At 72.9% G+C, this 24,527-nt stretch carries 23 protein-coding genes and 2 pseudogenes; 16 read left to right on the top strand and 9 right to left on the bottom strand.

The genetic code is table 11. From position 1 onward, the window contains the following. Position 1 precedes the first annotated feature (1 nt). Positions 2-1,033, bottom strand: a complete 1,032-nt coding sequence (locus E6P78_RS03905) for an AfsA-related hotdog domain-containing protein (RefSeq protein WP_136202085.1) — start codon at positions 1,031-1,033, stop codon at positions 2-4. Positions 1,034-1,244: 211 nt separating this feature from the next. Here E6P78_RS03905 and E6P78_RS03900 point away from each other — a divergent pair, with 211 nt between their 5' ends. Together E6P78_RS03900 and E6P78_RS03895 are read left to right on the top strand one after the other, a co-directional pair. Further along, complete coding sequence (locus tag E6P78_RS03900; RefSeq protein WP_136202084.1) at positions 1,245-2,621, top strand: MFS transporter; 1,377 nt, start codon at positions 1,245-1,247, stop codon at positions 2,619-2,621. 86 nt (positions 2,622-2,707) lie between these two features. After that, positions 2,708-3,652 (top strand): AIR synthase-related protein, encoded by a 945-nt coding sequence (locus E6P78_RS03895; RefSeq protein WP_136202083.1) that lies wholly within the window; start codon positions 2,708-2,710, stop codon positions 3,650-3,652. Between the two features lie 15 nt (positions 3,653-3,667). Here E6P78_RS03895 and E6P78_RS03890 read toward each other — a convergent pair whose 3' ends face one another. Together E6P78_RS03890 and sigJ are read right to left on the bottom strand one after the other, a co-directional pair. Then, positions 3,668-4,861 carry an FAD-dependent oxidoreductase gene (locus E6P78_RS03890; protein WP_136202082.1) on the bottom strand — a complete coding sequence of 398 codons (1,194 nt, stop codon included), beginning with the start codon at positions 4,859-4,861 and terminating at the stop codon, positions 3,668-3,670. Positions 4,862-4,954: 93 nt separating this feature from the next. Continuing rightward, on the bottom strand, positions 4,955-5,899 hold the full coding sequence (gene sigJ / locus E6P78_RS03885; RefSeq protein ID WP_136202081.1) for an RNA polymerase sigma factor SigJ: 945 nt from the start codon (positions 5,897-5,899) through the stop codon (positions 4,955-4,957). Between the two features lie 53 nt (positions 5,900-5,952). On the opposite strand from sigJ, the gene E6P78_RS03880 reads away from it, so the two are divergent. The 5 genes from E6P78_RS03880 (at position 5,953) to E6P78_RS03855 (ending at position 11,019) form a co-directional block, all read left to right on the top strand. Further along, positions 5,953-6,843 (top strand): DUF2797 domain-containing protein, encoded by an 891-nt coding sequence (locus E6P78_RS03880; protein ID WP_136202080.1) that lies wholly within the window; start codon positions 5,953-5,955, stop codon positions 6,841-6,843. Between the two features lie 13 nt (positions 6,844-6,856). Next, the gene (locus E6P78_RS03875) at positions 6,857-7,732 is read left to right on the top strand and encodes an amidohydrolase family protein (RefSeq protein ID WP_136202079.1); all 876 of its coding nucleotides are present in this window, start codon (positions 6,857-6,859) and stop codon (positions 7,730-7,732) included. 54 nt (positions 7,733-7,786) lie between these two features. Further along, positions 7,787-8,275 (top strand): hypothetical protein, encoded by a 489-nt coding sequence (locus E6P78_RS03870; RefSeq protein ID WP_136202078.1) that lies wholly within the window; start codon positions 7,787-7,789, stop codon positions 8,273-8,275. A 499-nt stretch (positions 8,276-8,774) separates the two neighbouring features. Next, positions 8,775-9,512: a response regulator transcription factor gene (locus tag E6P78_RS03860; RefSeq protein WP_168712556.1), complete on the top strand. Its 738-nt coding sequence runs from the start codon at positions 8,775-8,777 to the stop codon at positions 9,510-9,512. Continuing rightward, positions 9,505-11,019 (top strand): HAMP domain-containing sensor histidine kinase, encoded by a 1,515-nt coding sequence (locus tag E6P78_RS03855; protein ID WP_136202076.1) that lies wholly within the window; start codon positions 9,505-9,507, stop codon positions 11,017-11,019. Before E6P78_RS03860 ends, E6P78_RS03855 begins: the two co-directional genes overlap by 8 nt. 40 nt (positions 11,020-11,059) lie before the next feature. Here E6P78_RS03855 and E6P78_RS03850 read toward each other — a convergent pair whose 3' ends face one another. Further along, positions 11,060-12,319: a hydroxymethylglutaryl-CoA reductase gene (locus E6P78_RS03850; RefSeq protein ID WP_136202075.1), complete on the bottom strand. Its 1,260-nt coding sequence runs from the start codon at positions 12,317-12,319 to the stop codon at positions 11,060-11,062. Between the two features lie 422 nt (positions 12,320-12,741). Next, the gene (locus E6P78_RS03845; protein ID WP_240799032.1) at positions 12,742-13,590 is read right to left on the bottom strand and encodes a helix-turn-helix transcriptional regulator; all 849 of its coding nucleotides are present in this window, start codon (positions 13,588-13,590) and stop codon (positions 12,742-12,744) included. A gap of 148 nt (positions 13,591-13,738) precedes the next feature. Here E6P78_RS03845 and E6P78_RS03840 point away from each other — a divergent pair, with 148 nt between their 5' ends. The 7 genes from E6P78_RS03840 (at position 13,739) to E6P78_RS03810 (ending at position 20,787) form a co-directional block, all read left to right on the top strand. Next, positions 13,739-13,978, top strand: coding sequence for a hypothetical protein (locus E6P78_RS03840; RefSeq protein ID WP_136202074.1), 240 nt, complete (start codon positions 13,739-13,741; stop codon positions 13,976-13,978). Then, on the top strand, positions 13,975-14,328 hold the full coding sequence (locus E6P78_RS03835; RefSeq protein WP_240799031.1) for a hypothetical protein: 354 nt from the start codon (positions 13,975-13,977) through the stop codon (positions 14,326-14,328). The genes E6P78_RS03840 and E6P78_RS03835 overlap by 4 nt, the downstream gene beginning before the upstream one ends. A 71-nt stretch (positions 14,329-14,399) precedes the next feature. Further along, on the top strand, positions 14,400-14,672 hold the full coding sequence (tgmA, locus tag E6P78_RS03830; RefSeq protein WP_136202073.1) for a putative ATP-grasp-modified RiPP: 273 nt from the start codon (positions 14,400-14,402) through the stop codon (positions 14,670-14,672). A gap of 4 nt (positions 14,673-14,676) precedes the next feature. Further along, on the top strand, positions 14,677-15,636 hold the full coding sequence (gene tgmB / locus E6P78_RS03825; RefSeq protein ID WP_136202072.1) for an ATP-grasp ribosomal peptide maturase: 960 nt from the start codon (positions 14,677-14,679) through the stop codon (positions 15,634-15,636). After that, positions 15,629-16,750, top strand: coding sequence for an ATP-grasp peptide maturase system methyltransferase (gene tgmC / locus E6P78_RS03820; protein WP_136202071.1), 1,122 nt, complete (start codon positions 15,629-15,631; stop codon positions 16,748-16,750). Before tgmB ends, tgmC begins: the two co-directional genes overlap by 8 nt. 300 nt (positions 16,751-17,050) lie before the next feature. Further along, the gene (locus tag E6P78_RS03815) at positions 17,051-18,517 is read left to right on the top strand and encodes a bifunctional glycosyltransferase family 2/GtrA family protein (RefSeq protein WP_240799030.1); all 1,467 of its coding nucleotides are present in this window, start codon (positions 17,051-17,053) and stop codon (positions 18,515-18,517) included. Next, complete coding sequence (locus E6P78_RS03810; protein ID WP_136202070.1) at positions 18,514-20,787, top strand: glycosyltransferase family 39 protein; 2,274 nt, start codon at positions 18,514-18,516, stop codon at positions 20,785-20,787. The genes E6P78_RS03815 and E6P78_RS03810 overlap by 4 nt, the downstream gene beginning before the upstream one ends. A 12-nt stretch (positions 20,788-20,799) precedes the next feature. Here E6P78_RS03810 and E6P78_RS03805 read toward each other — a convergent pair. Further along, positions 20,800-20,925, bottom strand: a pseudogene (locus E6P78_RS03805) (metal-dependent hydrolase); the annotation flags it as partial. A gap of 119 nt (positions 20,926-21,044) precedes the next feature. Between E6P78_RS03805 and E6P78_RS33985 the strand changes: the two are divergent. Together E6P78_RS33985 and E6P78_RS03795 are read left to right on the top strand one after the other, a co-directional pair. Beyond that, a pseudogene (locus tag E6P78_RS33985) lies at positions 21,045-21,320 on the top strand (MFS transporter); the annotation flags it as partial. Between the two features lie 97 nt (positions 21,321-21,417). Further along, positions 21,418-22,221, top strand: a complete 804-nt coding sequence (locus E6P78_RS03795) for a TetR/AcrR family transcriptional regulator C-terminal domain-containing protein (protein WP_136202069.1) — start codon at positions 21,418-21,420, stop codon at positions 22,219-22,221. Here the strand turns inward: E6P78_RS03795 and E6P78_RS03790 are convergent. The 3 genes from E6P78_RS03790 to E6P78_RS03780 are packed head-to-tail and all read right to left on the bottom strand — an operon-like array spanning position 22,215 to position 24,450. Beyond that, complete coding sequence (locus tag E6P78_RS03790) at positions 22,215-23,144, bottom strand: NAD(P)-dependent oxidoreductase (protein WP_136202068.1); 930 nt, start codon at positions 23,142-23,144, stop codon at positions 22,215-22,217. The two genes, E6P78_RS03795 and E6P78_RS03790, sit on opposite strands and share 7 nt — an antisense overlap. Beyond that, the gene (locus tag E6P78_RS03785) at positions 23,141-23,605 is read right to left on the bottom strand and encodes a PPOX class F420-dependent oxidoreductase (protein WP_136202067.1); all 465 of its coding nucleotides are present in this window, start codon (positions 23,603-23,605) and stop codon (positions 23,141-23,143) included. Before E6P78_RS03785 ends, E6P78_RS03790 begins: the two co-directional genes overlap by 4 nt. Positions 23,606-23,631: 26 nt before the next feature. Beyond that, positions 23,632-24,450, bottom strand: coding sequence for a YceI family protein (locus E6P78_RS03780; protein ID WP_136202066.1), 819 nt, complete (start codon positions 24,448-24,450; stop codon positions 23,632-23,634). Between the last annotated feature and the right edge of the window lie 77 nt (positions 24,451-24,527).

Below are 24,527 nucleotides of genomic sequence, written 5' to 3'. Positions count from 1 at the left end.
GTCAGTAGTCCTGCACCACGCAGGTGCGGGCCTCCGCGACCGCCCACCGCTGCTGCGTCAGCGTCAGCGTGACCGGCACCGACGGCCGCCCCTCGGCGTCCCGCCCCAGCGGACCGGCCACCGCCACACAGCGCAGCGGCAGCCCCCGCTCCGCCTGCCCCCGGAAGTGCACCTGGCAGGCGTCCAGGGTGCTGCGCTCCGGGTCGAGCCCGTGGGCGCGGCCCGCCGTGAGCAGGGAGCTCTGGCGCAGCGCCTCCAGCAGATGCAGACCGGAGAACTGCCCCCGCTGCCGCCCGTCCGTGTCGTCGAACACCGGGCTGACCGGCGCGGACAGCACCCAGGTGCTGATCCGGCCGCGCGAGGCGTCGACGGGCTCGCTGATCACCACGTTCTCACCGGCGCGCCGGCCCACCTCACCGGCGTCGGCCGGGCGCGGCGGCCCGTCCGGGGCGTCGTTCAGCTCGGGCACGGCCCGCATCGCCTGCCGGGCGTGCGCCACGTGCTTGCGGTACAGCTTCGGCATCAGGAAGACCATCCCGGCCGAACCGATCGCGCACGGACGGCCGTCGATCTTCACGTCCAGGTGGAAGTCCAGCCCGCGCGGCACCTCGGCCACCACGTTCGCCGGCCGGGCCCGGATCTGCGTCTCCATGACGACGCCCCGGCCGCCCGGGTCCGTGCGCCACGCGGAGAGGTCCGTGAGGTCGAGCGCGAAGCGGTAGAAGAGGCCGGGGCGGTCCTCGGGCACGCCGAAGTAGCGGTGCCCGACGAGTTCGCCGACGTCCCGCACGCTCCCGGTGGCGATCTGTGGGTCGTGGAAGCGGCCGGGGCCGTCGTTGAGGAGCGGATGGGTGACGGGGGTCTCGCCGACGAGCGTGAAGAACTCCTCGCCCAGACTCGGCGCGTCCAGACCGTAGTAGGACCGCGCGGCCGGGCGGTGGATCAGATGCTGGGCGATGCCCGCGCTCCCCGCAGTCGCTGTCGCAAGCCCGTGGATGGCGGGAGCCGAGGTCGTGCGGTTGTCGACTGTCATGTCCCTCCCCTTCTCTCAGCACATGGTGGAGCGCCCTGACAAGCCCCAGCCACCCATCGCCGTTGGCCACAAAGTGCATGGCATGAAGGTGCGTCCGGAAACGGCGAAGACTTAAGCGATGTCCATGGATGCTGGGTGACGCTGTGCCCCGACAGCCCCGCCGAGGGACATCCCCCGCGCTTTCGGCGGGGCTTTCCCAGGAAGGCACCCGATGGCCCTCACCGACACCGGCGACGACCGTTCCGCACCGCCGGGCCGTGCCCGCAAGGCCCCGCCCGGTCCGCCCGGCCCGGCACGCACCGGCGGGCCGGCCCGCCGCGTGCGGTTCGGCTACGCCTCGGGCTCGCTCGTCTCGGGGACGTTCACCACGCTCCCCGGCCTCCTCCTGCTCCCGTACCTCACCGACACGCTCGGGGTCGGTGCCGCGCTGGCCGGGGCGGTCGTGTTCCTGCCCAAGGCGTGGGACGCCGTCCTCAACCCGTTCGTCGGCCGCGTCAGCGACCGCACGCGCACCCGCTGGGGCTCGCGCCGCCCGTACGTCCTGGTGGGCGGGCTCGCCGTGGCCCTCGGCTTCGCGCTGACCTTCGCGGGCCCGCTGCCCGGCTCCGCCGGCGCCTGGTTCACCGCCGCCGGCTACCTGCTCACCGCCACCGCCTTCGCCTTCTTCCAGGTGCCGTACGTCGCCATGCCCGCCGAACTCGCCGACCGCGAGGAGGACCGGATGCGCCTGGTCGCGGGCCGGGTCGCCGTCATCGGGATCGCGGCCCTGGTCACCGGTGCGGCCGCCCCCGCCCTCGTCGACGCGGGCGGCGGCGGACTCACCGGGCACCGCTGGGCCGGGGCGTTCGGCGCGGCGGTCGTCGCCCTGGGCGCCCTCTGGGTCTTCGCCGGCACCCGTACGGCCAACGCCACGTCCCACGTCCCGGCCGCCGAACCGACCCTGCGCGAACAGTTCGCCGCCGCCCGCGCCAACCCGCCCTTCATGGCGCTGCTGCGCTGCGTGGTCCTCCAGTCCGTCGCCACCGGCGTCCTCCTCGCGGGCGCCCCGTACTTCGCCGACCACGTCCTGCACGACTCCTCGGGCGTCGGCGTCCTGGTGGCCGCGTTCGTCGCGCCGAACCTGCTGACCATGCCGCTGTGGTCCCGGCTGCGCGGCCCGCGCGGATACGCCCTGGCCTCCGCGCTGTTCACCGCCGGCTGCCTGCTCTTCCTCGCCTCCCCGTTCCTGCCCCAGGGCGCGGTCCTGGTCACCATGGCCCTGGCCGGCACCGGTCACGCGGGCCAGCTCCTCTTCCTGTACGCGATGCTCCCGGACTGCATCGCCCGCGACACCAGCAGGACCGGCCGCCGCCAAGGGGGCGTGCTCTCCGGCGTGTTCACCACCGCCGAGGGCCTGGGCGTGGCCCTCGGTCCCTTCCTCTACGGCCTGGTCCTCCAGCTCTCCGGCTACGTCTCCTCCGGCACCGGCGACGCCGCCGAGCAGTCCCTCACGGCCCGCATCGGCATCCTGACCGGCTTCGGAGCCCTCCCCGCCCTGGCCGCCGTCGCGGCCGTCCTGCTGCTGAGGTCGTACAACCGCCCCTACTGAAGCCCCTAGGGCACATAACGGGTAGGCGCCACCGCGTCCCCGCAGCATGATGGGCACGGTCATGACGCGCGCATCGGGGGGCTTTCGTGACGTATACGCGGGACAGGTACACCACCCAGGTCGGCTTCGGCCCGGAGACACGCGAACTGATCGCCCGAGCCCTCGCCCCCCAGGAGCCCGCCCTCGTGGTCCGGGCCGGCACCTACGTCGTCGACCCGCCCTTCTTCGGCAACGGCGACATCGGCCGGCTCGCGGTCTGCGGTGCCGTCAACGACCTGGCCGCCACCGGCGCCGACCCCCGCCACCTCGCCCTCGGTATCGTCCTGGAGGCCGGGCTGCCGCTCGACCTGGTGCACCGGCTGACCGCCTCGATCCGGGCCGCCGCCGCCGAGGCCCAGGTCACCGTCGCCGCCGTCGACACCCAGGTCGTCCGCGCGGGCGAGGCCGACCGGGTCTACGTCACCGCCGCCGCGTTCGGTGAGCGCGACGGGCCGCCGCTCGGCCCGGACCGGGTCCGCCCCGGCGACCGCGTCGTGGTGACGGGCCCGCTCGGCAACCACGCGGCCCACCTGGTCTCCCTGCGCGACGGCCTCGGCTACGAGCACCACGTGCCCAGCGACTGCGCCCCCCTCGGCGGCCTCCTGCGCGCCGTCCGCGCCGACCTCCACCACGCCCGGCCCGTGGCGGCCGGCGGCCTCGCGGAGGTGCTGCGCCTGACCGCCGCCGACCGGGGGCTGACCCTGCGCGTGGACGAGGCCGCACTGCCCGTGCGGTACGAGGCCCGGGTCGCCCTGGCCACCCGGGGCCTCGCCCCCCTGGACGCGGCCTGCGCGGGCTGCCTGTGCTTGTTCGTCCCGTCCGACCGCACCGCCCCGGTGCTCGCCGCCCTGCGCGCCCACCCCCGGGGCCGCCACGCCGCCGTGGTCGGGGAGGTGACGGCCGACCCCACGGGCGACGTCGAGTTCATCACCCCGGACGGCACGCACGCCCGCATGTTCAGCGCCGGCCCCCTCCCCGAACGCCTCCTCTGACTCCGAGGGCCCCGCTCACCCCCGCTCGGCGGTCGCCGGGGCCTGCTCGGTGCGCGGGACGACCGGGTGGCGCCGGACCGGGACGCCGACGGTCGGATTGGCCACGCCCCAGGCCGCGCCCTTGCAGACGACCTCCTTGTAGACGGCGGCGACCCGGCCCGTCAGGACGGCGCGCACCGAGCGGTCGTCTGCGGTGACGTACTGGATCAGGCCGTCCTTGCGGCCCAGCGAGACGCACTGGTTGAAGTAGCGCAGCGGGGTGTGCGGGAGCTTGCGGCCGGTCAGCCGGGCGGCAAGGGCGTCGGCGGCCTGCCAGGCGGTCGGGATGCCCGAGGCGCAGGACATCCGCAGCGGCTTGCCCCCGGGGCCCGCGACCAGGGCCGCGTCCCCGACGGCGTACACGTCGGGGTGCGAGACCGAACGCATGGTCGCGTCCACCACGATCCGGCCCGTGTCGTCGGTCTCCAGGGCGGTGGCCGCCGCGAGCGGGTGGACCGCGAAGCCCGCCGTCCACACGGTGACCGAGGCGGGGAACGAGGTGCCCTCGGCGGTGGTGACGTGACCGGCACCGACCTCGGTGACGGCGGTGTGCTCGTGGACGGTGATGCCGAGCCGGTCGCACACCTCGCGCACGTGCCGGCGGCCTGCCGGGGACAGCCAGTCACCGAGCCCGCCGCGTGCGGCGAGCGCGATGTCCAGGTCCGGGCGGGCCTCCGCGAACTCGGTCGCCGCCTCAAGACCGGTCAGTCCGGCGCCGACGACGACCACGGACTGCCCGGGTGCGAGCGCGGCCAGCCGGTCGCGCAGCCGGAGCGCCCCGGGGCGGCTCGCGATCTCGTGGGCGTGCTCGGCGGTGCCGGGGACGCCCTGCGGGTTCCAGGCACTGCCGAGGGCGTGGACGAGGGTGTCGTACGCCAGCTCCTCGGGCCCTTCGGCCCCCTGGACGGTGACGGTCTTCAGCTCCACGTCCACGCCGGTGACCGTGCCGAGCCTCAGCTCCACGCCGGTACCGGCGAACATGTCGGCGAAGGGGCGCGGGGCGAGTTCCCGGCCCGCCGCGAGCTGGTGCAGGCGGACGCGCTCGACGAAGTCGGGCTGCGCGTTGACGAGGGTGATGGTGGCGTCGCCGCGGCGCAGCCGCTTGGCGAGGCGGCCTGCGGCGATGGCTCCGGCGTACCCGGCTCCGAGGACGATGATGCGGTGCTCCATGTGCCTGCTCCTGTCTCGCGCGGGTTCGCCCCTTGAACCGGACAGCCCGCCGTTTCCTGACAGGAGAGGAGTGTGACGTGCACCACACGGCGGCTAGAACGCGGTGAGCAGGGGCTTCCCGTGCTCCATGGCCGCCCATTGCCGGGTCGCCCGTTCGAGCTTGTCCGGGTTGGCCTGGTTGCGGAGCGCGTGGATGCCCTCGGGGGTGATCTCCAGGCACATGACGCCGATGACCCGCTCGCCGACGGCCGCGACGACGGCGGTGGAGCCGTTGGCGTTCGTGACGTACAGGCCCACGGAACCGCCGGTGATCGCGGTCTTGGCCTTGCCCGGCTTGAGCAGGCCCCGCATGAACGTCGCGACGGCCTGCGCGCCCTCGAACGGCTTGGCGCGGGCCGGCACCTTTCCGCCGCCGTCCCCGACCGAGGTGGCGTCCGAGGTCAGCAGCCGTACGAGCGGTTCGGTCCGGCCCCCGGCGGCGGCGAGCAGGAACTCCTCGATGACGCGGCGGGCGGCGGCCTCGTCCACCTCGGTGCGCGCCCTGCCGTCCGCGATGTGCTTCTTCGCCCGGTGGTGGACCTGCTGGGCGGCGGACTCGGTGAGGTCCAGGATCTCCGCGATCTCCCGGTGCGGGTAGCCGAACGCCTCGCGCAGCACGTACACCGCCCGCTCGCTCGGTGTCAGCCGCTCCATGAGCGTGAGGACGGCGTACGAGACCGATTCGCGCTGTTCGGCCGTGTCGGCGGGGCCGAGCATGGCGTCCCCGGCGAGCAGCGGTTCGGGAAGCCACTGGCCCACGTACGTCTCGCGCCGGGCGCGGGCCGAGGTGAGCTGGTTGAGGCACAGGTGGGTGAGGACCTTCGTCAGCCAGGCCTCGGGGACCTCGATCCGCCCGGTGTCGGCGGCCTGCCAGCGCAGGAAGGTGTCCTGCACGGCGTCCTCGGCCTCGCTCGCGGAGCCGAGGAGGCGGTAGGCGATGGCCTCCAGGCGGGGCCTGGCCGCCTCGAACCGGTCCACGTTTCGCACCGTCAGGTCCATGCCCGGGATAGTAGTCGGCGCCGGTTGTCAGTACCCGGCCGTAAGGTGCGCGCATGGAATGGCAGTGCACCGGCCTCCGGTGGCCCGAGGCCACCGGAGGGCCCGCCCTCGGCTGGCGCAAGGGGACGCGGGTGCGGGGGAGTGCGCTGGCGTACGGGGCGGAGTTCGGCTTCCGGGCCGCCGGCCGGCGGCGCTGCTCCGGGGCCCGGGGCAACGCGTGCCCGGTGGGGGCCGCGGTCCCCGCGCACAGCACGGGCGGGCGCTGCCCGGAGTGCGGGCGGCTCGACCGGGCGCACTCGGTGGCCGCCGACACGATCCCGGACGACCCGCGCACGTACCGCGTGTACCTGGCCTGGTTCGGGACCGGGATGGTGAAGGTCGGGATCACCGCCGAGGAGCGGGGCGCGGCCCGGCTGCGGGAGCAGGGGGCGGTGGTCTTCAGCTGGCTGGGGCGCGGCCCGCTGATGGCGGCGCGCCGGGCCGAGGAGGTGCTGCGGGCGGCGCTCGGGGTGCCGGACCGCATCCCGTACGCGCGCAAGCGGGCGGTGCGGGCGGACCTGCCGGCCGAGGCGGTACGGGCCGCCGAGCTGGCGGAGATGTACGGGAAGGCCGCGGCGCTCGAAGACGGCGGCGGCTGGCCGGAGGCGCTGGAGCGGCTGCCGTTCGAGTCGGTCGACCACGCGGGGATCTTCGGGCTCGGGCGCGGGGCCGTGTCCGGTCCGGGCAGGGCGGTCACCGGCCTCGCGGACGGCGGCGCGGTCGCGGGGAGGCTGGTCGCGGCGGCCGGCCCCGACCTCCACCTCGACACGGGTACGGACGGCGTCGTCGTGGTCGACACCCGGCTGATGACCGGCTGGGCGCTGGCGGCGGCCGGTGCGGGCGCCGGGGTGAGCGTGCCGACCGTGGCGGTGGGGGGTGGGGCCGCGCAGGACGGGCTGTTCTGAGAGGGTCGACCGCATGGGTGACGATCACGACGACGTGGTGCGGTTCCGGCAGCGGCTCGGGCTGTCCGGGCTCATCGACGTCCACACGCACTTCATGCCGGAGCGGGTGCTGCGCAAGGTCTGGGCTTACTTCGACTCGGCGGGCCCGCTGACCGGCCTGGAGTGGCCGATCGCCTACCGGCACGAGGAGGACGAACGCCTGGCCCTGCTCCGTTCGTTCGGCGTGCTCCGCTTCACCTCGATGCTCTACCCGCACAAACCGTCCATGGCGGCCTGGCTGAACGGCTGGGCGGCCGATTTCGCCGCCCGCACCCCCGACTGCCTGCACACGGCGACCTTCTACCCCGAACCGGACGCGGAACGGTACGTACGGGAGGCCGTCGAGGCGGGGGCGCGGGTCTTCAAGGCGCACCTCCAGGTCGGCGCGTACGACCCGAACGACCCCCTGCTCGACCCGGTCTGGGGCCTGCTGGCGGAGGCGGGCATCCCGGTCGTGACGCACTGCGGCTCAGGACCCGCCCCCGGCAAGCACACCGGCCCGGGCCCCATCGGCCGCGTCCTCGCCCGCCACCCCCGCCTTCCCCTGATCGTGGCGCACATGGGGATGCCGGAGTACGCGGAGTTCCTGACGCTCGCGGAGACGTACCCGGAAGTGCGGCTGGACACGACGATGGCGTTCACCGACTTCACGGAGGAGTTCTCCCCGTTCCCAAGGGCGGAGCACGGGCGGCTCGCGGCGCTCGGGGACCGCATCCTGCTGGGCACCGACTTCCCGAACATCCCGTACCCGTACGCCCACCAGCTGTACGCCCTGGAACGGCTGGGACTCGGTGACGACTGGCTGCGGGCGGTCTGCCACGACAACGCGAAGGCGCTGTTCGAGATCTGAGCGGCGCCGGTGGGGCGGTGGACAGCGACCTACCTTTGAAGTACCTTCCAAGTCATGACCCTCATGTCGGCTGAAGCGAACTTCTCGGAGCTGATCCAGAAGCCGAAGGACACGGTCGCCCGGATGCAGGAGACCCACAGGAAGGGCATCACCCTGCACCGCAGGGACGACGAAGACCTGTACCTCACGACTGCGGCACGCGCTGCCGCGGCCGCGGAAGTGGTGGACTCGACGACGCGCATGTTCATGGCGCTGATGAAGAGCGACCCCAAGGCGGTGTCCATGCTGACCGGGGTCCTTCCCGAGGCTTTCCCCTGGGTCCGCTTTCTGCCCGATGCGGCCGTGCGGGAGTTCCTGATCGAATTCATGGAGACCGCGCGCGCTGCCTCGGACCTCGGAACCGTCGATCCTCTGGCCCCCCTCATCGCCTCCTGGAAGTCCACGGCGGAGATCCACTCCGACCCGGCGCTTCGCTCGAAGTTGCTCGAACCCGTGGAGGACGACCTGGGACCTGTGGAAGCTCCGGCTGCCGAAGCCGAGTGAGGTATCGCCCACGTGCCACCGAAGAGGGGTGACTCGGTCGCGCCGCCACCCGGCCGCGACGAGTTCGAGATCAAGTACGCCACCAAAGAGGCGGTCGACGGGTGGCGGGAACTCGGTAAGCAGGCGCCCGGCAACACGAGGGCGGCATGGGAGGAGATGCGGACCAACCCGGCTCCTTCGCCCTCGACGGAACGACATCACCAGTTGAAGTTCGACCTGGCTACCGCTGTCTACAACGGGCGTGAGCTGCCTCAATGGCAGATCGAGGTCACCGGCGGCGGCCGCGTCCGGTATCTGTACGACGAAGAGAAGAGGGTCTGCTGGTTGAAGGTGGCCAGGACTGGCCACCCGCGGCAGACCGACAGGCAACGCACCGCTCGCGCCAACCGGCAGGACTACGTGAGCGAGTCAGGAGCCCCGACCTCCGCTCGTGGCTTTCTCAGGAAATTCACAGAAACGAAAAAGAACTCTCTCAGAGCCGTCTCACAGGCTTGGGCGTATGACGACGACCTCGCCCCAGGGGCGTACCGAACTGCTCAGGCCGGACCGCACCCCCGTCCGGGTCCTGGTCGTGGACGACGAGGCCCCGCTCGCGGAGCTGCTGTCCATGGCGCTTCGTTACGAGGGCTGGGAGGTGCGCAGCGCAGGGGACGGAGCCGACGCCGTGCGCACGGCCAGGGACTTCCGGCCCGACGCGGTGATCCTCGACGTGATGCTGCCCGACATGGACGGCCTCGCCGTCCTCGGCAGGCTGCGCCGGGAGCTGTCCGACGTGCCGGTGCTGTTCCTGACCGCGCGGGACTCCGTGGAGGACCGGATCGCCGGGCTCACGGCGGGTGGCGACGACTACGTCACCAAGCCGTTCAGCCTGGAGGAGGTCGTGGCCCGGCTGCGCGGCCTGATCCGGCGTTCGGGCACGGCGGCGGTGCGCAGCGAGTCGCAGCTCGTCGTGGGCGATCTGATGCTGGACGAGGACAGCCACGAGGTGAGCCGGGGCGGGAAGAACATCCACCTGACGGCGACCGAGTTCGAGCTGCTGCGGTTCCTGATGCGCAATCCGCGCAGGGTGCTGAGCAAGGCGCAGATCCTGGACCGGGTCTGGAACTACGACTTCGGCGGCCAGGCCAACGTGGTCGAGCTGTACATCTCCTACCTGCGCAAGAAGATCGACGCGGGCCGCACGCCCATGATCCACACCCGGCGCGGGGCGGGATACCTGATCAAGCCCGGTGAGTAGCCGCGCGGGCCGGCCCTGGACGCTGCGCACCCGTCTCGTGGTCTCGGCGGTGACCCTGATCGCGGTCGTCGCCGCCGTGATCGGCTCGGTGACCGCCATCGCCTTCCACAGCTACATGTACGGGAAGCTGGACGACCAGCTGCGGGACATCGCGGTCCGCGCGGAACGCGTGCCGGGCGCGCCGAGCCCGGGAGGCCCCAAGAGCCCGCAAGGCTCTTGGGACCGCGACCCGCTCGCCTTCATCGGCATGGGCGGCCAGCCCCTCCAGACGTTCGGCGCGCTGGTGGAGGACGGCGGCATCACCGACTCCGCGGTGGTGAAGGACGGCGGCCCCGACGCCGCCGAGAACACCCGGCCGCTGACCGAGGCGCAGCGGAAGGCCCTCACGGCGGCCGGTGTCACCGCGGACAACAGCGCGCACGACGTCGAGCTGCCCGGCCTGGGCGGCTACCGGGTACGGGCGGTGCCCGCGGGCGACGGCGGGTCCGTCCTGGTCGGCATCCCCACCACGGAGGTGAGCCGCGCGCTGGGCACCCTGATCCTGGTCGAGGTCTGCGTGACCGGCGCGGGGCTCGTCGCGGCGGGGATCGCGGGCGCGGCGATGGTCGGGGTGGCTCTCCGCCCCCTGCGCCGGGTGGCCGCAACGGCGACCCGGGTCTCCGAACTCCCCCTGCACAGCGGCGAGGTGGCCCTGTTCGAGCGCGTCCCGGAGGCCGAGGCGGACCCGCGCACGGAGGTCGGCCAGGTCGGCGCGGCCCTCAACCGCATGCTGGGCCACGTCGGCTCCGCGCTGGACGCGCGGCAGCGCAGCGAGACGCGGGTGCGCCAGTTCGTCGCGGACGCCAGCCACGAGCTGCGCACCCCGCTCGCCTCGATACGCGGCTACGCCGAACTCACCCGGCGCGGCAGCGAGGAGACCGGCCCCGACACCCGGCACGCGCTGGGCCGTATCGAGTCCGAGGCGCAGCGCATGACGGGCATGGTCGAGGACCTGCTCCTGCTGGCCCGCCTGGACGCGGGCCGCCCGCTCTCGTACGAGAGCACCGATCTCTCGCCGCTCGTCGTGGACGCGGTGAGCGACGCCCGAGCGGCGGACCGCGCCGCACACCACTGGCGGCTGGACCTCCCCGACACCCCCGCCACCCTCCACGCCGACCCCACCCGCATCCAACAGGTCCTGGTCAACCTCCTGGCCAACGCCCGCACCCACACCCCACCCGGCACCACGGTCACCACCCGCGTCCTGGCGGCCCCCGGCAACCCGTGGGTCACCCTGGAGGTCCAGGACAACGGCCCCGGCATCCCGCCCGACCTCCTCCCCCACGTCTTCGAACGCTTCGCCCGAGGCGACGCCTCCCGCTCCCGCAACGCCGGCTCGACGGGCCTCGGCCTCGCGATCGTGCAGGCGGTGGTGGCGGCGCACGGGGGCGTCACGGAGGTCCGGTCGGTCCCGGGGGAGACGGTGTTCGCGGTGCGTCTGCCGGCGGACGGAGCGGTGGCTCCGTGAGGCGCCCGCCCCGGGGGCGACGCCGCCCGCCGACGCGGCGTCACGAGGGTGCGGCGTACTGACCCGTGCCGCTCTGTTGGGGCAGCCTGTTGCGGCCGAGGCGTTCGTGGGCGGCGGCGAAGTCTCCCGACACGGCGGCCGACACGGTCGACAGGTCCAGGGCCAGGGCGAAGCCCGCGATGATCTCCGCCAGCCGGACGGCGCTCCCCGGGCCGGTGCAGCCCATGAGGTCCAACAGCTCGTGCTGCGTGGGCAGATGGGTGCCGCCACCGACCGTGCCGAGTGCCAGACCGGGCAGGGTCATGCTCGCGTGGACGCCGTCCGGTGTGCGTTCGAGGAGGAAGTGCCCCGAGCCCGACTCGTGGACGCACGCGATGTCCTGCCCGGTCGCGGTGAAGATCGCCGCCACGATGTTGGCGGAGTTCGCGTTGGACCCCAGCATCGCGCTGTGGACCGCCCCGGCCGCGAGGTGCTGGTACCCCCGTACCAGCTCGTCGGGGGTGGTCCTGAGGACCCGTTCGATCACTCCGGCCGGCAGCACGCAGTCGGCGGCCACCCTGGTCCCGCGGCCCTCCGCCATGGCCAGGGCCGACGCCTTCTTGTCGCCCGACGAGTTGCCTTCGATGATGAAGGATTCGAGCGCCCCGTCCGCGAACAGCCGCGGTTGCCGCAGAAGCCACTGACACGCGTGCCACGTACAGGCGGTCGTCATGTTCTGCCCCGCCGCGTCCCCGGTGGTGTACCTGAACCTCAGGTGAACGGTCCTGCCCAGGACCACGGGTTCGATCGAGCCGAGCACGGCATGGCCGGAGACCTCCCGGACGGCGGTACGGAGTTCACCGAGGTACCGGGGGACCGCCGAGGCGAAACGGCAGGCGTCCGCCAGGCGGGCGAACGCGAATACGGGGGCACGCGTCATCGCCTGCGAGACGGCGTGCGTACTGACGCCACCCGCCATCGTGACGGCCAGCGCCCCACGTGTCGCCGACGAGACCAGGGCGCCTTCCGTGGTCGCCAGCGGCGCGTAGACCTCGCCCTGAACGTTCGTCCCGCGAAACAGCAGGGGCCCGGCCACCCCGACCGGGATCTCGACGGTGCCGACGAATCCCTCGATGTTCCCGGTCAGCCTTCCGGCATCGAGCCGGGTGTGCTGAAGGGATTCCAGCGCCGACCGGGCCCTGGAACGGAGCCAGCCCAGCCTTTGCAGGCGCGCCGCCTCCGTATACACCCCACGCGCGGGCACGAACCGCCCCGGAGGACGCGGTGAACCGGGCAGGCCGGGGCTCTCTTCGGAACTCATACAGCATTCCCCTTCTCCTGCGGCGACCCGGCCCGGGTGCGGAGTTCCCGCCACCGTTCGCAGCCGGGCCGATTGGTGACCGAGCCCACCGCGACAGCGCCCACGACGAAACGGCCCCGGCCCGGCCGGCCGGACGCGATGGCTCGGCAAGGGGCCCTGCCTCGGACGGGCCCACGCCGCTCCCCCACCTCGACACCCGCCGGCACCCACCCCCGGTCCCAGCTCAACGACACGTCGCGCGATTGGTTACGCACACCCACTGCATCGTGTGAACGCCCGACACCGAGCGCGGCGCGGCACCCGGCCGGCCGGTGCCGGGGGAGAGGGTGTTCTCGGTGCGCTTTCCGGGGGCTTGGGGGATACGGAAGGCCCCGCCGCGTGGCCAGGTCTGGTTACTCGGGATGGGCCGGACGCGGCCGATCTCAGCTGGATCCGATGCCGTCCTCGTACCCCGCCAGACACATACGGATCAGGGACACGCTCTCCGCGCCGTCGAGGGCCTTCGACCGGGCAACGTCCAGGAGATTCGTCAACTCCACGACCCGGGCGGGGGTGTTCGCCGACGCGCCGGACGCGAATGACTCGACGTAGGCGAAGGTCTCACCGTCCTGAAGGGTGAGCAAGCTCAAGCTGCCGCCCAGCAGGGGGTGCACACCACGCGAGAAGGGGATCACCTGCACTCGGACCGCGCTGTTCCTCTCGATCACATCGAGGATGCGCCGGAGCTGGCCGGCCATGACCGCCGCACCGCCCACCGGCCGACGCAGGGCGGCTTCGTCCATAAGGGCCCAATACTGCGGGGGCGTGGCAGAGTCCAGCATTGCTCGTCGGTGCGAGCGCGTGGCCACATGGAGCGCGACCTTCTTGGCGTCCTTGCCCGGCATGGACTCAGTGAAGAGTGCGGACGCGTAGTCATCCGTCTGCAACAGGCCCGGAACAACGCTGCTGTTGAACGTCCGGATGCACGCGGCCCGCTTCTCCTCCTCAAGCACTCTGCGCCCGTACGGCGGAACTTCGGCCGCGGCGGCGACAGCAAGCAGGTCGGCGAACAGCTCCTCCGTCCGGTAGAAGTCGTCGAGAGCTTCGGCCAGCGCCTCCGAGGGAAGCTGCTCCCCTCGTTCGACCCTGCTCAGGTAGGTGTGCGGATACCCCAGCTTCTCGGCGAGCGCACGCAGAGAAAGACCCTGCCTGGCCCGTGCGCGTCCCGCACGGGCGGCCAGCATCCCCGCAGGCGTAGCGGGCGTCGCGTCGTCCCCCGGCTCCAGATCCACCGTGCTGCCCCTCTCCCAACAGCATGTCCACTGACGGCACAGAGTATTTGGTTACGCACAGCCTGTGTACCCGCCTCGTTCTTCTGACAAGAGTGGAGAGAGCGGAGTCACCGCCCCACTGGGACAGCGGCCAAGGTTCGGAGTTGGCATGAATACAGCAGGCAAGCGGCAATCGGCAGACGGCAAGGTCAAGGACGCGGAGCGGGCCCGCGACGAGTTGCGCGACGCGCTGCGGTCGGCTGGCGTGAAACTGCCCTCGCTCGGGCTCGATATCGCGTCGTGCGCCGGGTCCGCCCCGCTCGCGTTGATCGACCTGGGGCGCTGCAATGTGGAGACCGCCCGCGCGCTGGCCGTGGCGGTGCGTTCCGACCAGGACGCGCCACGGTGAGCCGGCGAACCTTCCGCTACGTGCCGTTCACGATCGAGCAGGATCCCGTGGCCGAACCGGAGTACGCGGCACGCTGCGTGTCCGGCGACGAGACGGAGTGCGGCGCGGACTCGACCACGTACAGCTGCCCGGAGCCGGTGGAGGAGTGGCAGCGCCTGCACGCGCAGGAGACGGGCCACTGGCGTTACCGCCGGAACTTCGGGGACTACGCGGTGATGCGGCCCCCGGCGGGGCCGGCCGTACGGGAGTACGGCGGCGTGACGGCGACCGCGACGTGCGAGCACCGGCAGACCGAGAAGCACGACGGCAAGACGTGCTGCCGTGACTGCGCACGGCAGCTCTACCTCTGAGACTCCGCCCCGGCCGGGGCGGGCACCGCAACACCAGCACTGTTCGAAGCGACCAAGGAGACGACGTGGAAATGAGCCCCGCGCACACTCAGAAGCCCACCGCAACCCCGTGGGGGCTGCGCCGTATGACTCCGCTGCGCAACGGTTCGCCCTCGCCGTGGCGTTACGCGGGCATTGACCCGGTCACGCAGACCGGGCGATGGATCGGGGAGGCCGGCGTGATGACACCGGCCGAACTCGGCAAGCACGGCACGAGCGTGAACACCTACCCGCCCACGCAGGTCGGCAAGGACGGCAAGGTGGATGCCGACTCCGGCCACGACGCGACGCAGGACGAGGGGTAGCACCGTGGACGGACGCCCGGTGCTGGTCTGCACGGAGCACGAGGACGCGACCGCTGATCTGGTGATCGCGGAATTGAACCGGCGCCGGGTGCCTGTCCTCCGGTTCGACCCGGGCCGCGACTTCCCGGCGCCAGTCACGCTGACGGCTCATCTGAAAGCGAGCGGCTGGGGAGGGCGGCTGGCGGCCGGGGAACGTGTGGCGGGCCTGTCTGCGGTGCGCGCTTTGTACCACCGTCGGCCGAGTCCCTACCTGATGAGGGACGGCGAGCAGGCTGCTCGGTTTGCCGCGCAGGAGAACCGGCGAGGCTTGGGCGGCGTGCTGGGCGCGCTGCCGGGGTGCCTGTACTTGAGCCACCCGCAGGCCATCGCGCGGGCGGAATACAAGCCCGCGCAGTTGGACGTGGCGGCCCGGTTGGGACTCAAGGTTCCAGCCACACTGATCACGAACGACCCGGGGGAGGCCAAGGCGTTCTGCGCCGAGTACCCCGCGATCTACAAGCCGTTGCATGCCGGGGCGTACGAGGCCGGGGGCGAGCCCGCCGGTATCTGGGCTGCCCCGGTCGAGGCGGGCGAGGTCGACGGAGCAGTGAGTCATAGCGCTCACCTGTTCCAGGCAAGGGTGCCCAAGGTGGTGGACGTGCGGGCAGTTGTCGTCGGGGAACAGGTGTTCAGCGCCCGGATCACCGCGCCGCCCGGGGTGGTGGACTGGCGGGCCGAATATCAGAACCTCACCTATGAGCCGATCACTTGCCCGACCGGGATGCGCGGGGCGCTGCTGCGGTTCCTGGCCGCTTTCGGGCTGCACTTCGGTGCGTTCGACTTCGCGGAGACCGGCGACGGCGCATGGTGGTTCCTGGAGTGCAACCCCAACGGACAGTGGGCGTGGCTCGAAGACGCGGCCGGACTGCCGATCACGAACGCAATCGCGGACCTGTTGGAGAACGGAGCCAGTCAGCATGAATGACCCCCTGTCCTCGGAACACCACCGGGCGGACCTCACTCGGCACCTGTCCGCGACCGGCATTCTGCGCAGCCCCAACTGGGAAGCAGCCGTCATGTCGGTACCCCGTGAGGCATTCCTCGCACGCGGCTGGTTCGAGTACGAAGAGGGCGGCTGGTATCGCCCGGCGGCCGCGGACCGCCCGGAAGGGCTCGCGCGGATCTACGAGGACGACACGCTCGTGACCCAGGTGGCCGGGGGAGTATTCCCCGACCAGGTCGAAGGACGCATCGCTGCGGCCCCTTCCTCGTCGTCCACCCTGCCGGGCCTGGTGGTGCGGATGCTGGAGGACCTGCGCGCTGCCGCAGGATCGCGCGTGCTGGAGATCGGTACGGGCACCGGATACTCGACCGCGCTGCTCTGCCATGTCGTCGGTGAGGCGAACGTGACCACGGTCGAGGTCGACGCCGAAGTGTCCGCCCGAGCCGAAATCGCGCTGGCGGGCGCCGGGTACCGGCCGACTCGTGTGGTCGGTGACGGCTTGGCGGGCTGCGGGGAGGGCGGCCCGTACGACCAGGTCATCGCGACATGCGGCGTGCATACGGTGCCGGCCGCCTGGCTGGAGCAGACCCGGCCCGGTGGCGAGATCCTGGTGACGGTCGGGGGATGGATGCACGCATCTGAACTCGTACGGCTCACGGTCGCGGACGACGGCACGGCGGGCGGTCCGGTCCTCGGCGGACAGGTCTCTTTCATGATGGCCCGCCCTCACCTCCCGCCCCCGCTCGGCATCCTGCCGAATCTCGACAAGGGCGATGCCCTGCCCACCGATCTCGGCGCCGATGCGCTCGATGACTGGACGGCGCGGTTCGTCGCGCAGTTCGCCGCGCCGCGTGCGCAGCGGATCGCCCTCGAACGGAATGGACGCGTGGAACACGTCGTGATCGACGTGGAGGCGGCCTCATGGGCGGTGCTTTTCCAGGACGACGGGCGTTGGATGGTCCGGCAGGGCGGCGCGGCACGCCTGTGGGACGACATCACCGGATGCATCACCCAGTGGCGGGCGGACGGCCGACCGGCCGCCCACCGTATGTGGCTGCACGTGGGCCCCGGGGGGCAACGACTCAGCTGGAGGTGAGTTGGTGCCCGTACCCGGCCCACCGCACCTGCTCGACCGGCTCGTCACGCCGCTCCGGTACTCCCGCCGCGACCAGTCGGAGAGGCGCCGCGTGGAGAGCATGGTCCACCGGGTCGTGCGTCCTGCGCGACGGCTTCGGCATCGTCGAAGCCGGACGAGGCCACCGCGTCCTGCCGCCTCGAGCGTACGAGCGATGCGGTGGGCGCCGGCCCCGTCCGGCCGGAGAGTGCCCGCCCACTCACAGACGTCCCACAGCCTCACCACACACCCGTGACAGCGCGGTTGGCGAGTGTCGGTGGCATGCGAACAGAGACTCCTCGGAGCACCCTGCCGGCCCGGGACCACCTCCTGGCCGATGCGGGCGGTGCGGGCGGTGCGGCGGGTGCGCCCGTAATCGATGTGGTGGTCCCCGTCTACAACGAGGAGAAGGACCTCGAACCGTGTGTCCTGCGGTTGCACGAGCACCTGGCGCGCACCTTCCCGTACGCGTTCCGGATCACCGTCGCGGACAACGCGAGCACCGACCGTACGCCCGAGGTGGCGCGGCGGCTGGCCCGGTCGCTGCCGGGGGTGCGGTCGTTCCGGTTGGAGGAGAAGGGGCGCGGGCGGGCGTTGCGTACCGTCTGGACGCACTCGGACGCGCCGGTTCTCGCCTACATGGACGTGGACCTGTCCACCGACCTCAACGCGCTGCTCCCGCTGGTGGCGCCGCTCATCTCGGGGCACTCGGACCTCGCCATCGGCTCGCGGCTGGCGCGTAGTTCGCGGGTGGTGCGGGGGACGAAGCGGGAGCTGATCTCGCGGGCGTACAACATCGTCCTGCGCTCGTCGCTGGCCGCCCAATTCAGTGACGCGCAGTGCGGGTTCAAGGCGATCCGCCGGGAGGTCGCGCAGCGGCTGCTGCCGATGGTGGAGGACACCGGGTGGTTCTTCGATACCGAGATGCTGGTGCTGGCCGAGCGGGCCGGGCTGCGCATCCACGAGGTGCCGGTCGACTGGGTGGACGACCCCGACTCCACCGTTCACATCGTGCGCACCGCCACCGATGACCTGAAGGGTGTGTGGCGGGTCGGGCGGGCGCTCGCCGTCGGCGCGCTGCCGCTGGACCGGCTGGCGCGGCCCTTCGGGGACGACCCGCGCGACCGGGGCATCGGCGGGGTGCCGGGCGGGCTGGCCCGGCAGCTCGTCGGGTTCTGTGTCGTGGGCGCCCTGTCCACGCTGTTCTACCTGGCGCTGTACTCCCTCTTCCGGCTCGGTGCCGGCCCCCAGCTCGCCAACGGGGCCGCGCTCCTCGTCTCCGCCGTCGCCAACACCGCGGCGAACCGGAGGCTCACCTTCGGCGTACGGGGCCGGGGCGGCGCCGTCCGCCACCAGGCGCAGGGCCTCGTGGTCTTCGCCATCGGCCTCGCCCTGACCAGCGGTTCGCTCGCGGCCCTGGGCGCGGCGTCCGGATCGCCCTCGCACACCACCGAACTCGCCGTACTGATCGCGGCCAACCTCGCGGCGACCGTGCTCCGTTTCCTGCTCTTCCGCGCCTGGGTCTTCCCGGACCGCGACGGGGCCAGTGACCGGGCCGCTGACCGGGCCGCTGATCGGGCCGCTGATCGGGCCGCTGACCGGGCCGGTGACCGGGCCAGTGACCGGGCCGGTGACCGGTGCGGCGAAACGGCCGGCCCCGCGCACGCCGTGGGGCCCCCGGCCCCCGCAGCCGTCCCCGTCCCCGCACCGGCCGCCGAAACCACCCACCACCTGAGGAACGCCCGATGACCACGTTCGACCCCGCCTACGCCCCGGCCAGGCCGGACACGCCCCCGGGGCACGCACGGGCCGGCACCTCGCTGCCGCGCCGCGCCTGGCGCGGGCGGCCCGAGGACGCGCCCTGGGTGCGCCCGGCCTTCCTCGCCCTGCTCCTCGTCATCACGCTGACGTACTTCTGGAACCTCGGCGCCTCCGGCTACGCCAACTCCTTCTACTCCGCGGCCGTGCAGGCCGGCAGCCAGAGCTGGAAGGCGTTCTTCTTCGGCTCGCTGGACTCGGCCAACGCCATCACCGTCGACAAGCCCCCGGCCACCCTGTGGCCGATGGCCCTGTCCGTGCGGGTCTTCGGCCTCGGCTCGTGGGCGATCCTGGCCCCGCAGGTGCTGATGGCCGCGGCGACGGCCGGGGTGCTGTACGCGGCCGTACGCCGCCGGTTCAGCGCCGCCGCCGGGCTGATCACCATGGCGGTGTTCGCGCTCACGCCCGTCGCCGCGCTGATGTTCCGCTTCAACAACCCGGACGCGCTGCTCGCGCTGCTGATGACCGTCACCGTCTACTGCGTGCTGCGCGCGTTGGAGCACGGCCGCACCAAGTGGCTGGTGTGGGCGGGCGTCGCGGTCGGGCTCGCGTTCCTGTCCAAGACCCTCCAGGCGTTCCTGATCCTGCCTCCGCTGGCAGTGCTGTACGCGGTGTTCGCACCGGTCTCCGTACGCAAGCGGTTCGGGCAACTGGGGCTCTCCGCGCTCGCCATGGTCGTCGCGGGCGGCTGGTGGGTCGCGATCGTCGAGCTGTGGCCCGCCTCCTCGCGCCCGTACATCGGCGGCTCGCAGAACAACTCCTTCCTGGAGCTGACCTTCGGCTACAACGGGCTCGGCCGGATCAACGGCGACGAGACCGGCAGCGTCGGCGGCGGGGGAGGAGGGGGCGGCGGTGGCGGCGGCGGTCAGTGGGGCGATACCGGCATCGGGCGGATGTTCAACTCCGAGATCGGCTCGCAGATCTCCTGGCTGCTGCCCGCCGCCCTGATCCTGCTCGTCGCGGGCGTCTGGCTGACCTGGCGGGCCAAGCGCACCGACACCGCCCGCGCGGCCTTCCTCGCCTGGGGGAGTTCGCTGCTGATGACGGCGGCCGTGTTCAGCTTCATGGCCGGCATCTTCCACCAGTACTACACGGTGGCCCTGACCCCCTACCTCGCCGCGCTGATCGGCATGGGCGTCACGGTCCTGTGGGAGGAGCGGTCCCGCTGGTGGGCGGGCGCCACGCTCGCCGCCGTGGTCGCGGTGACGGCGTACTGGGCGTACGTCCTGCTGGGGCGGACGCCCGACTACCAGCCGTGGCTGCGGACCACGGTGCTCGTCGCCGGGCTCGTGGCGGCGGTGGGCCTGCTGCTCGCGGCCCGGCTGGGGCGCCGACTCGCCCTGGCCGCGGTGGTGCTCGGCTTCGCCGCGTCGCTGGCCGGCCCGGCGGCGTACACCGTCAGCACGCTGAACACGGGCCACCAGGGCTCGATCGTCACGGCGGGCCCGTCCTCCGGCGGCATGGGCGGCCCCGGCGGCGGTGGTGGCCGTGGCGGCGGTCCGGGCGGCGGTGGCGGTGGCGGGGGCATGGGCCAGCCCCCGGGCCGGCAAGGTACGAACCAGCAGGCCACCGGCCAACAGCAGGGCAACCAACAGCAGGGCACCGGCATGGGCCAACCCCCCACCGGCACCCCGCCCGGCCAGGGCCAGAACCAGGGCCAAGCGCCCTCGCAGAACAGCCAGGACAGTCAGAACGACCAGAACGACCAGAACAGCCAGAACGGCCAGCAGCGCGGCACCCCGCCCGGCACGGGCGAACGCGGCGGCCCCGGCACGGGCGAACGCGGCGCCCCCGGCGGAGGCGGCGGCATGGGCGGGCTGCTCAACGGCGCATCCGTCGGCTCCCAGGCCAGGAAGCTCCTGGAGGCGAACGCCGACGACTACACCTGGGCGGCGGCCGCCATCGGCTCGCAGAACGCGGCGAGCTACCAACTTGCCACCGAGAAGCCCGTGATGGCGATCGGCGGCTTCAACGGCAGCGACCCGTCCCCGACGCTCGCGCAGTTCAAGAAGTACGTCGAGGACGGCCGCATCCACTACTTCGTCTCCAGCGGGGAAGGCGGCGGACAGGGCGGCGGCGGAATGGGCGGCAGCAGCGGCACCGCCTCGCAGATCTCCTCCTGGGTCGAGAAGAACTTCAAGGAGGCCACGGCGGGCAGCGCCACGTTCTACGACCTGACCCAGCCGGCGACGGGCAACTGACCGTCCCCGAACTCAGCCGCGCGGCTCCAGGTCTGCGACGACAGGGCGGTGGTCCGAGGCAAGTGTCTCGGCCACCGCCGCGTCGCGTACCCGCACGGTGTCCTTCGAGACGGCCACGTAGTCGATCCGCCGCACCGGCCCCAGACCCAAGTACGTCCAGTACGAGGGCCTGGGCCCGGCACGCCGAGAACTTGGGGAAGCACCTGACGCCGCGCGGCCCGCCCTCCGGGCGAACGACGGGAATTTGACGACAGGCCCTCGGGGTCGCCGTCCTCGGCGCGGTCCTCAACTCCCGGTTCGCCGCGCTCGTCCCGTCGGCCGTCGGCGCCGCCTCGCTGCCCGCCGCCCTGGCCGCCGCACGCGGCGAGGGGGAGCGGTCGCGCATCACGGACGCGTTCGCCTCCGGCCTGGAGACCAGCATGCTGGGCGGGGCCGTCGCCGTCGTGGCCGGCGGTCTGCCGGCCGCGCTGCTGCTGCGCCGGGCCGAGCGGGGAGAATCGGCACAGGCTGATCCGGCCGCGACAGCGGCATAGCATCAGGCGGGACCTACCGGACCGTGCGCCTCCGTTTCAGGGGTACGCGGCATGCGGACGGTCCGTCCGTCCCGCCGGCGAGACGAGGGAGTGCGCCATGGTGTCCGCGGCCGACCGCGTGAAGAACCCTGCCCGGACCAGCGTGTGGCTGAACCACCGGCCGCCCTCCCGCTCCCGCAGGACGGACCAGCCGGCCGGTCTGGACCGGGAGAGGATCACCGCGGCCTCGGTCCGGCTGCTGGACTCCGAGGGTCTGGCGAAGTTCTCCATGCGCCGGCTCGCCGCCGAGCTGAACGTGACCGCGATGTCCCTGTACTGGTACGTCGACACCAAGGACGACCTGCTGGAACTGGCCCTCGACTCGGTCTACAGCGAGATCGAGCCGCCGCCCGGGGACGCGCCCTGGGAGGACCGTCTGCGCGCGGTGGCGACCGCCTACCGCACGCTGCTGGTCCGGCACGTCTGGGTCTCGCCGCTCGCGGGGAAGTTCCTGAACCTCGGGCCGTACTCGCTGCTGGTGACCCACACCATCCAGGACGTGATCCGTTCGACCGGCCTGCCCCTGGAGGGCCGCAGCGGAGCGCTCTCGGCGGTCTTCCAGTTCGTGTACGGCTTCGGCACGGTGGAGGGCCAGTTCGCGCAGCGCAGCGCGGAGGCGGGGCTCACCCAGGACCAGTACTTCCGGCAGGCGATGTCCGCGATCCAGGAGCAGCCCCGGCTGGAGGAGTTCGTGGAGGAATCGCGGGACCTCATGGCGGCAGGCGGCGGCGTCACCATCGAGGAGATGCGCGAGCGGGACTTCGGCTTCGCGCTGGACCTGTTGATCGCCGGCATCCACGCGATGCGCGAGCGCGCCGGGCGGGAGCGGTCCCACGACGCCGAAGGCGCCCGCGGTCAGTAGCCGCGTGCCGTGTCCACGGCGAGCGGCGGTACGCGCCCCGCCGCCAGCTCCCGCAGGCACGCCGCGAAGTCGGTGACGACGTCGTCGTCCGCCGTGATGCCCGCCGAGTGCGAGGTGATCACCGTACGCGGCAGCCGCCAGCACGGATCACCGGGCGCGGCGGGCTCGTCGGCCAGCACGTCGAGCACCGCCCGCCCCACCGCCCCCGAGCGCAGCGCCGCATCCAGCGCCCCCAGGTCCACGGTCGCGCCCCGCCCCACGTTGAGGAACGTCGCCCCGCCCATCGCGGCGAACCGGTCCGCCCCGAAGTACCCGGAGGTCGATCCGGTCAGCGGGAGGGCGGCGACGACCCAGCGGGCGGCCACCGGTTCGTCCGGGGCGGCCAGCGCGTCGAAGCCGGGCGGCGGTTCGCGCGGGGTGCGGGCCACGCCCACCGTGCGGATGCCGCAGGCCCGCAGCAGCGCGGCGACGGCGGAGCCGATCCGGCCGGTGCCGTGCACCACGGCGGTCTGTCCGGCGACGAGTTCGCCGGGCAGCCGGCGCCACTCGGCGCGGGCGTGCTGCGCGGCGAACTCCGGGACCGACTGGCACTCGGCGAGTACCCAGCCGAGCACGTACTGCGCGATCCGCTCGCCCATCCGGCCCACCGTCCGGGTGAGCAGCGCGGTGGGCGGCCAGGGACCGGCGTCGAGCAGGGCGTCCGTGCCGGCGTTCACGCTGTGGAACCAGACCAGGTCCGCCCCGCGCAGCGCGTGGGGCAGCGTGGCCCCCACGTACACGAAGGGGCCGTCACCGGGGCCGCCGCGCTCCACCGGGCGCCCGGCGGCCCGTGCGAGGGCCTGCGCGGCGGCCTCGCCGACCTCGGGCCCGGCCAGCAGCCGGGCCCGGTCCAGCAGTCCGGGGGAGGGGAGGGCGGGGGTCACGGGGCGAGGTGGGCCGGGAAGCCGCCCGTGGCGACCGGTCCCCAGCGCTCCGGGGTGATCCGGATGATCGACTTGCCCTGCTTCAGCATCGCCGCCCGGTACTCGTCCCAGTCGGGGTGCTCACCGGAGATGTTGCGGAAGTACTCCACGAGCGGTTCGACCGAGTCCGGGGCGTCGATGACCTCGGCCGATCCGTCGATCTGCACCCAGGGCCCGTCCCACTCGTCCGACAGGACGATGACACTGACCCGCTCGTCGCGCTTGGCGTTGCGGGTCTTGGCGCGGTCGGGGTACGTGGAGACGACGATCCGGCCCGCGTCGTCCACGCCGCAGGTGAGCGGGGAGCCCTGGGGGCGGCCGTCGGCCCGGGTGGTCAGCAGGATCGCCCGGTGCCGGGGCCGCACGAAGGCCAGCAAGTCGTCGAGTTCCACGGCGGTGTTGGTCGCGATGTTGGGTGCCATGGAACAGACCCTACGGCCAGGGACCGTCAGACGGCGGGCAGGGAATCGCCCTGCACGGCCTGGATGTCGAGCGCCACCCGCAGCGTGGTGCCGATCGCCGAGATGCCGGCCTGGACCACCTGGTTGTAGTTCATGGCGAAGTCCTCGCGGCGCAGCTCGGCCGTCGCGCTGAACGCCGCGCGCACCCCGCCCCACGGGTCGGGCCCGGTGCCGAGGTAGCTCAGGTCGAGGTCGATGGGCCGGCGCACCCCGCGCAGGGTCAGCTCGCCGTGCACGGTCCAGCGGTCGGGTCCGGCCGGGGTGAGCCCGCTGGAGCGGTAGGTGATCTCGGGGAACCGGTCGACGTCGAGGAAGTCCGGCGAGCGCAGGTGCTTGTCCCGCATGCCGTTGCCCGTGTCGATGCTCGCCGCGTCGATGACCGCCTCCACCCGGGAGTTCTGGACGTCCTCCGCGATCTCGATGCGGCCGGAGAAGTCGGTGAACCGGCCGTGCACGCTGGAGATCCCCAGGTGCTGCGCGACCGCCCCCACCGAGGAGTGCGCCGGGTCCAGCGACCAGGTGCCCGGCGGCGGCAGCTCCACGCCGCCCTGGCGGTTCAGCACGACCGTGCCGGCCTCGACGAGGCCGCTCGCCGTGACGAGGGCCGTGGAGGCGGCGGGGGCGTATCCCACCGCCGTCACGATCACCGTGTACGCGCCCGCGGACAGCGGGGTCTCGGTCCGTACCGTCCCGGCCTCGTCGGCGGCGGCCCGCAGGACCTGGGTGCCGGTCATGTCGGTGACCGTCACGACCGCGTGCTGGACGGCCCAGCCGTCCCGCGTCCGTACCTGTGCGCGAAGTCCCATCCCGTTCTCTCTCTCGTTGCTCAGTGGCCCGCCCGGTCGCCGGGCCCGGCCACTCAATGAGTCGGGCCCCGGGGCGG

Source organism: Streptomyces sp. A0958 (genome assembly GCF_004795035.1).
GTDB lineage: Bacteria > Actinomycetota > Actinomycetes > Streptomycetales > Streptomycetaceae > Streptomyces.
Note: the sequence above shows the minus strand (reverse complement) of the source record. Positions and strands in the feature narration are given on the sequence as shown.

Excerpts from the sequence above, each read along its gene's own strand:
- E6P78_RS03905 (WP_136202085.1), bottom strand. The coding sequence starts at position 1,033 with ATGACAGTCGACAACCGCACGACCTCGGCTCCCGCCATCCACGGGCTT.
- E6P78_RS03900 (WP_136202084.1), top strand. The coding sequence starts at position 1,245 with ATGGCCCTCACCGACACCGGCGACGACCGTTCCGCACCGCCGGGCCGT.
- E6P78_RS03890 (WP_136202082.1), bottom strand. The coding sequence starts at position 4,861 with ATGGAGCACCGCATCATCGTCCTCGGAGCCGGGTACGCCGGAGCCATC.
- sigJ (WP_136202081.1), bottom strand. The coding sequence starts at position 5,899 with ATGGACCTGACGGTGCGAAACGTGGACCGGTTCGAGGCGGCCAGGCCC.
- E6P78_RS03880 (WP_136202080.1), top strand. The coding sequence starts at position 5,953 with ATGGAATGGCAGTGCACCGGCCTCCGGTGGCCCGAGGCCACCGGAGGG.
- E6P78_RS03875 (WP_136202079.1), top strand. The coding sequence starts at position 6,857 with ATGGGTGACGATCACGACGACGTGGTGCGGTTCCGGCAGCGGCTCGGG.
- E6P78_RS03870 (WP_136202078.1), top strand. The coding sequence starts at position 7,787 with ATGACCCTCATGTCGGCTGAAGCGAACTTCTCGGAGCTGATCCAGAAG.
- E6P78_RS03860 (WP_168712556.1), top strand. The coding sequence starts at position 8,775 with ATGACGACGACCTCGCCCCAGGGGCGTACCGAACTGCTCAGGCCGGAC.
- E6P78_RS03850 (WP_136202075.1), bottom strand. The coding sequence starts at position 12,319 with ATGAGTTCCGAAGAGAGCCCCGGCCTGCCCGGTTCACCGCGTCCTCCG.
- E6P78_RS03840 (WP_136202074.1), top strand. The coding sequence starts at position 13,739 with ATGAATACAGCAGGCAAGCGGCAATCGGCAGACGGCAAGGTCAAGGAC.
- tgmA (WP_136202073.1), top strand. The coding sequence starts at position 14,400 with ATGAGCCCCGCGCACACTCAGAAGCCCACCGCAACCCCGTGGGGGCTG.
- tgmC (WP_136202071.1), top strand. The coding sequence starts at position 15,629 with ATGAATGACCCCCTGTCCTCGGAACACCACCGGGCGGACCTCACTCGG.
- E6P78_RS03815 (WP_240799030.1), top strand. The coding sequence starts at position 17,051 with ATGCGAACAGAGACTCCTCGGAGCACCCTGCCGGCCCGGGACCACCTC.
- E6P78_RS03810 (WP_136202070.1), top strand. The coding sequence starts at position 18,514 with ATGACCACGTTCGACCCCGCCTACGCCCCGGCCAGGCCGGACACGCCC.
- E6P78_RS03795 (WP_136202069.1), top strand. The coding sequence starts at position 21,418 with ATGGTGTCCGCGGCCGACCGCGTGAAGAACCCTGCCCGGACCAGCGTG.
- E6P78_RS03785 (WP_136202067.1), bottom strand. The coding sequence starts at position 23,605 with ATGGCACCCAACATCGCGACCAACACCGCCGTGGAACTCGACGACTTG.
- E6P78_RS03780 (WP_136202066.1), bottom strand. The coding sequence starts at position 24,450 with ATGGGACTTCGCGCACAGGTACGGACGCGGGACGGCTGGGCCGTCCAG.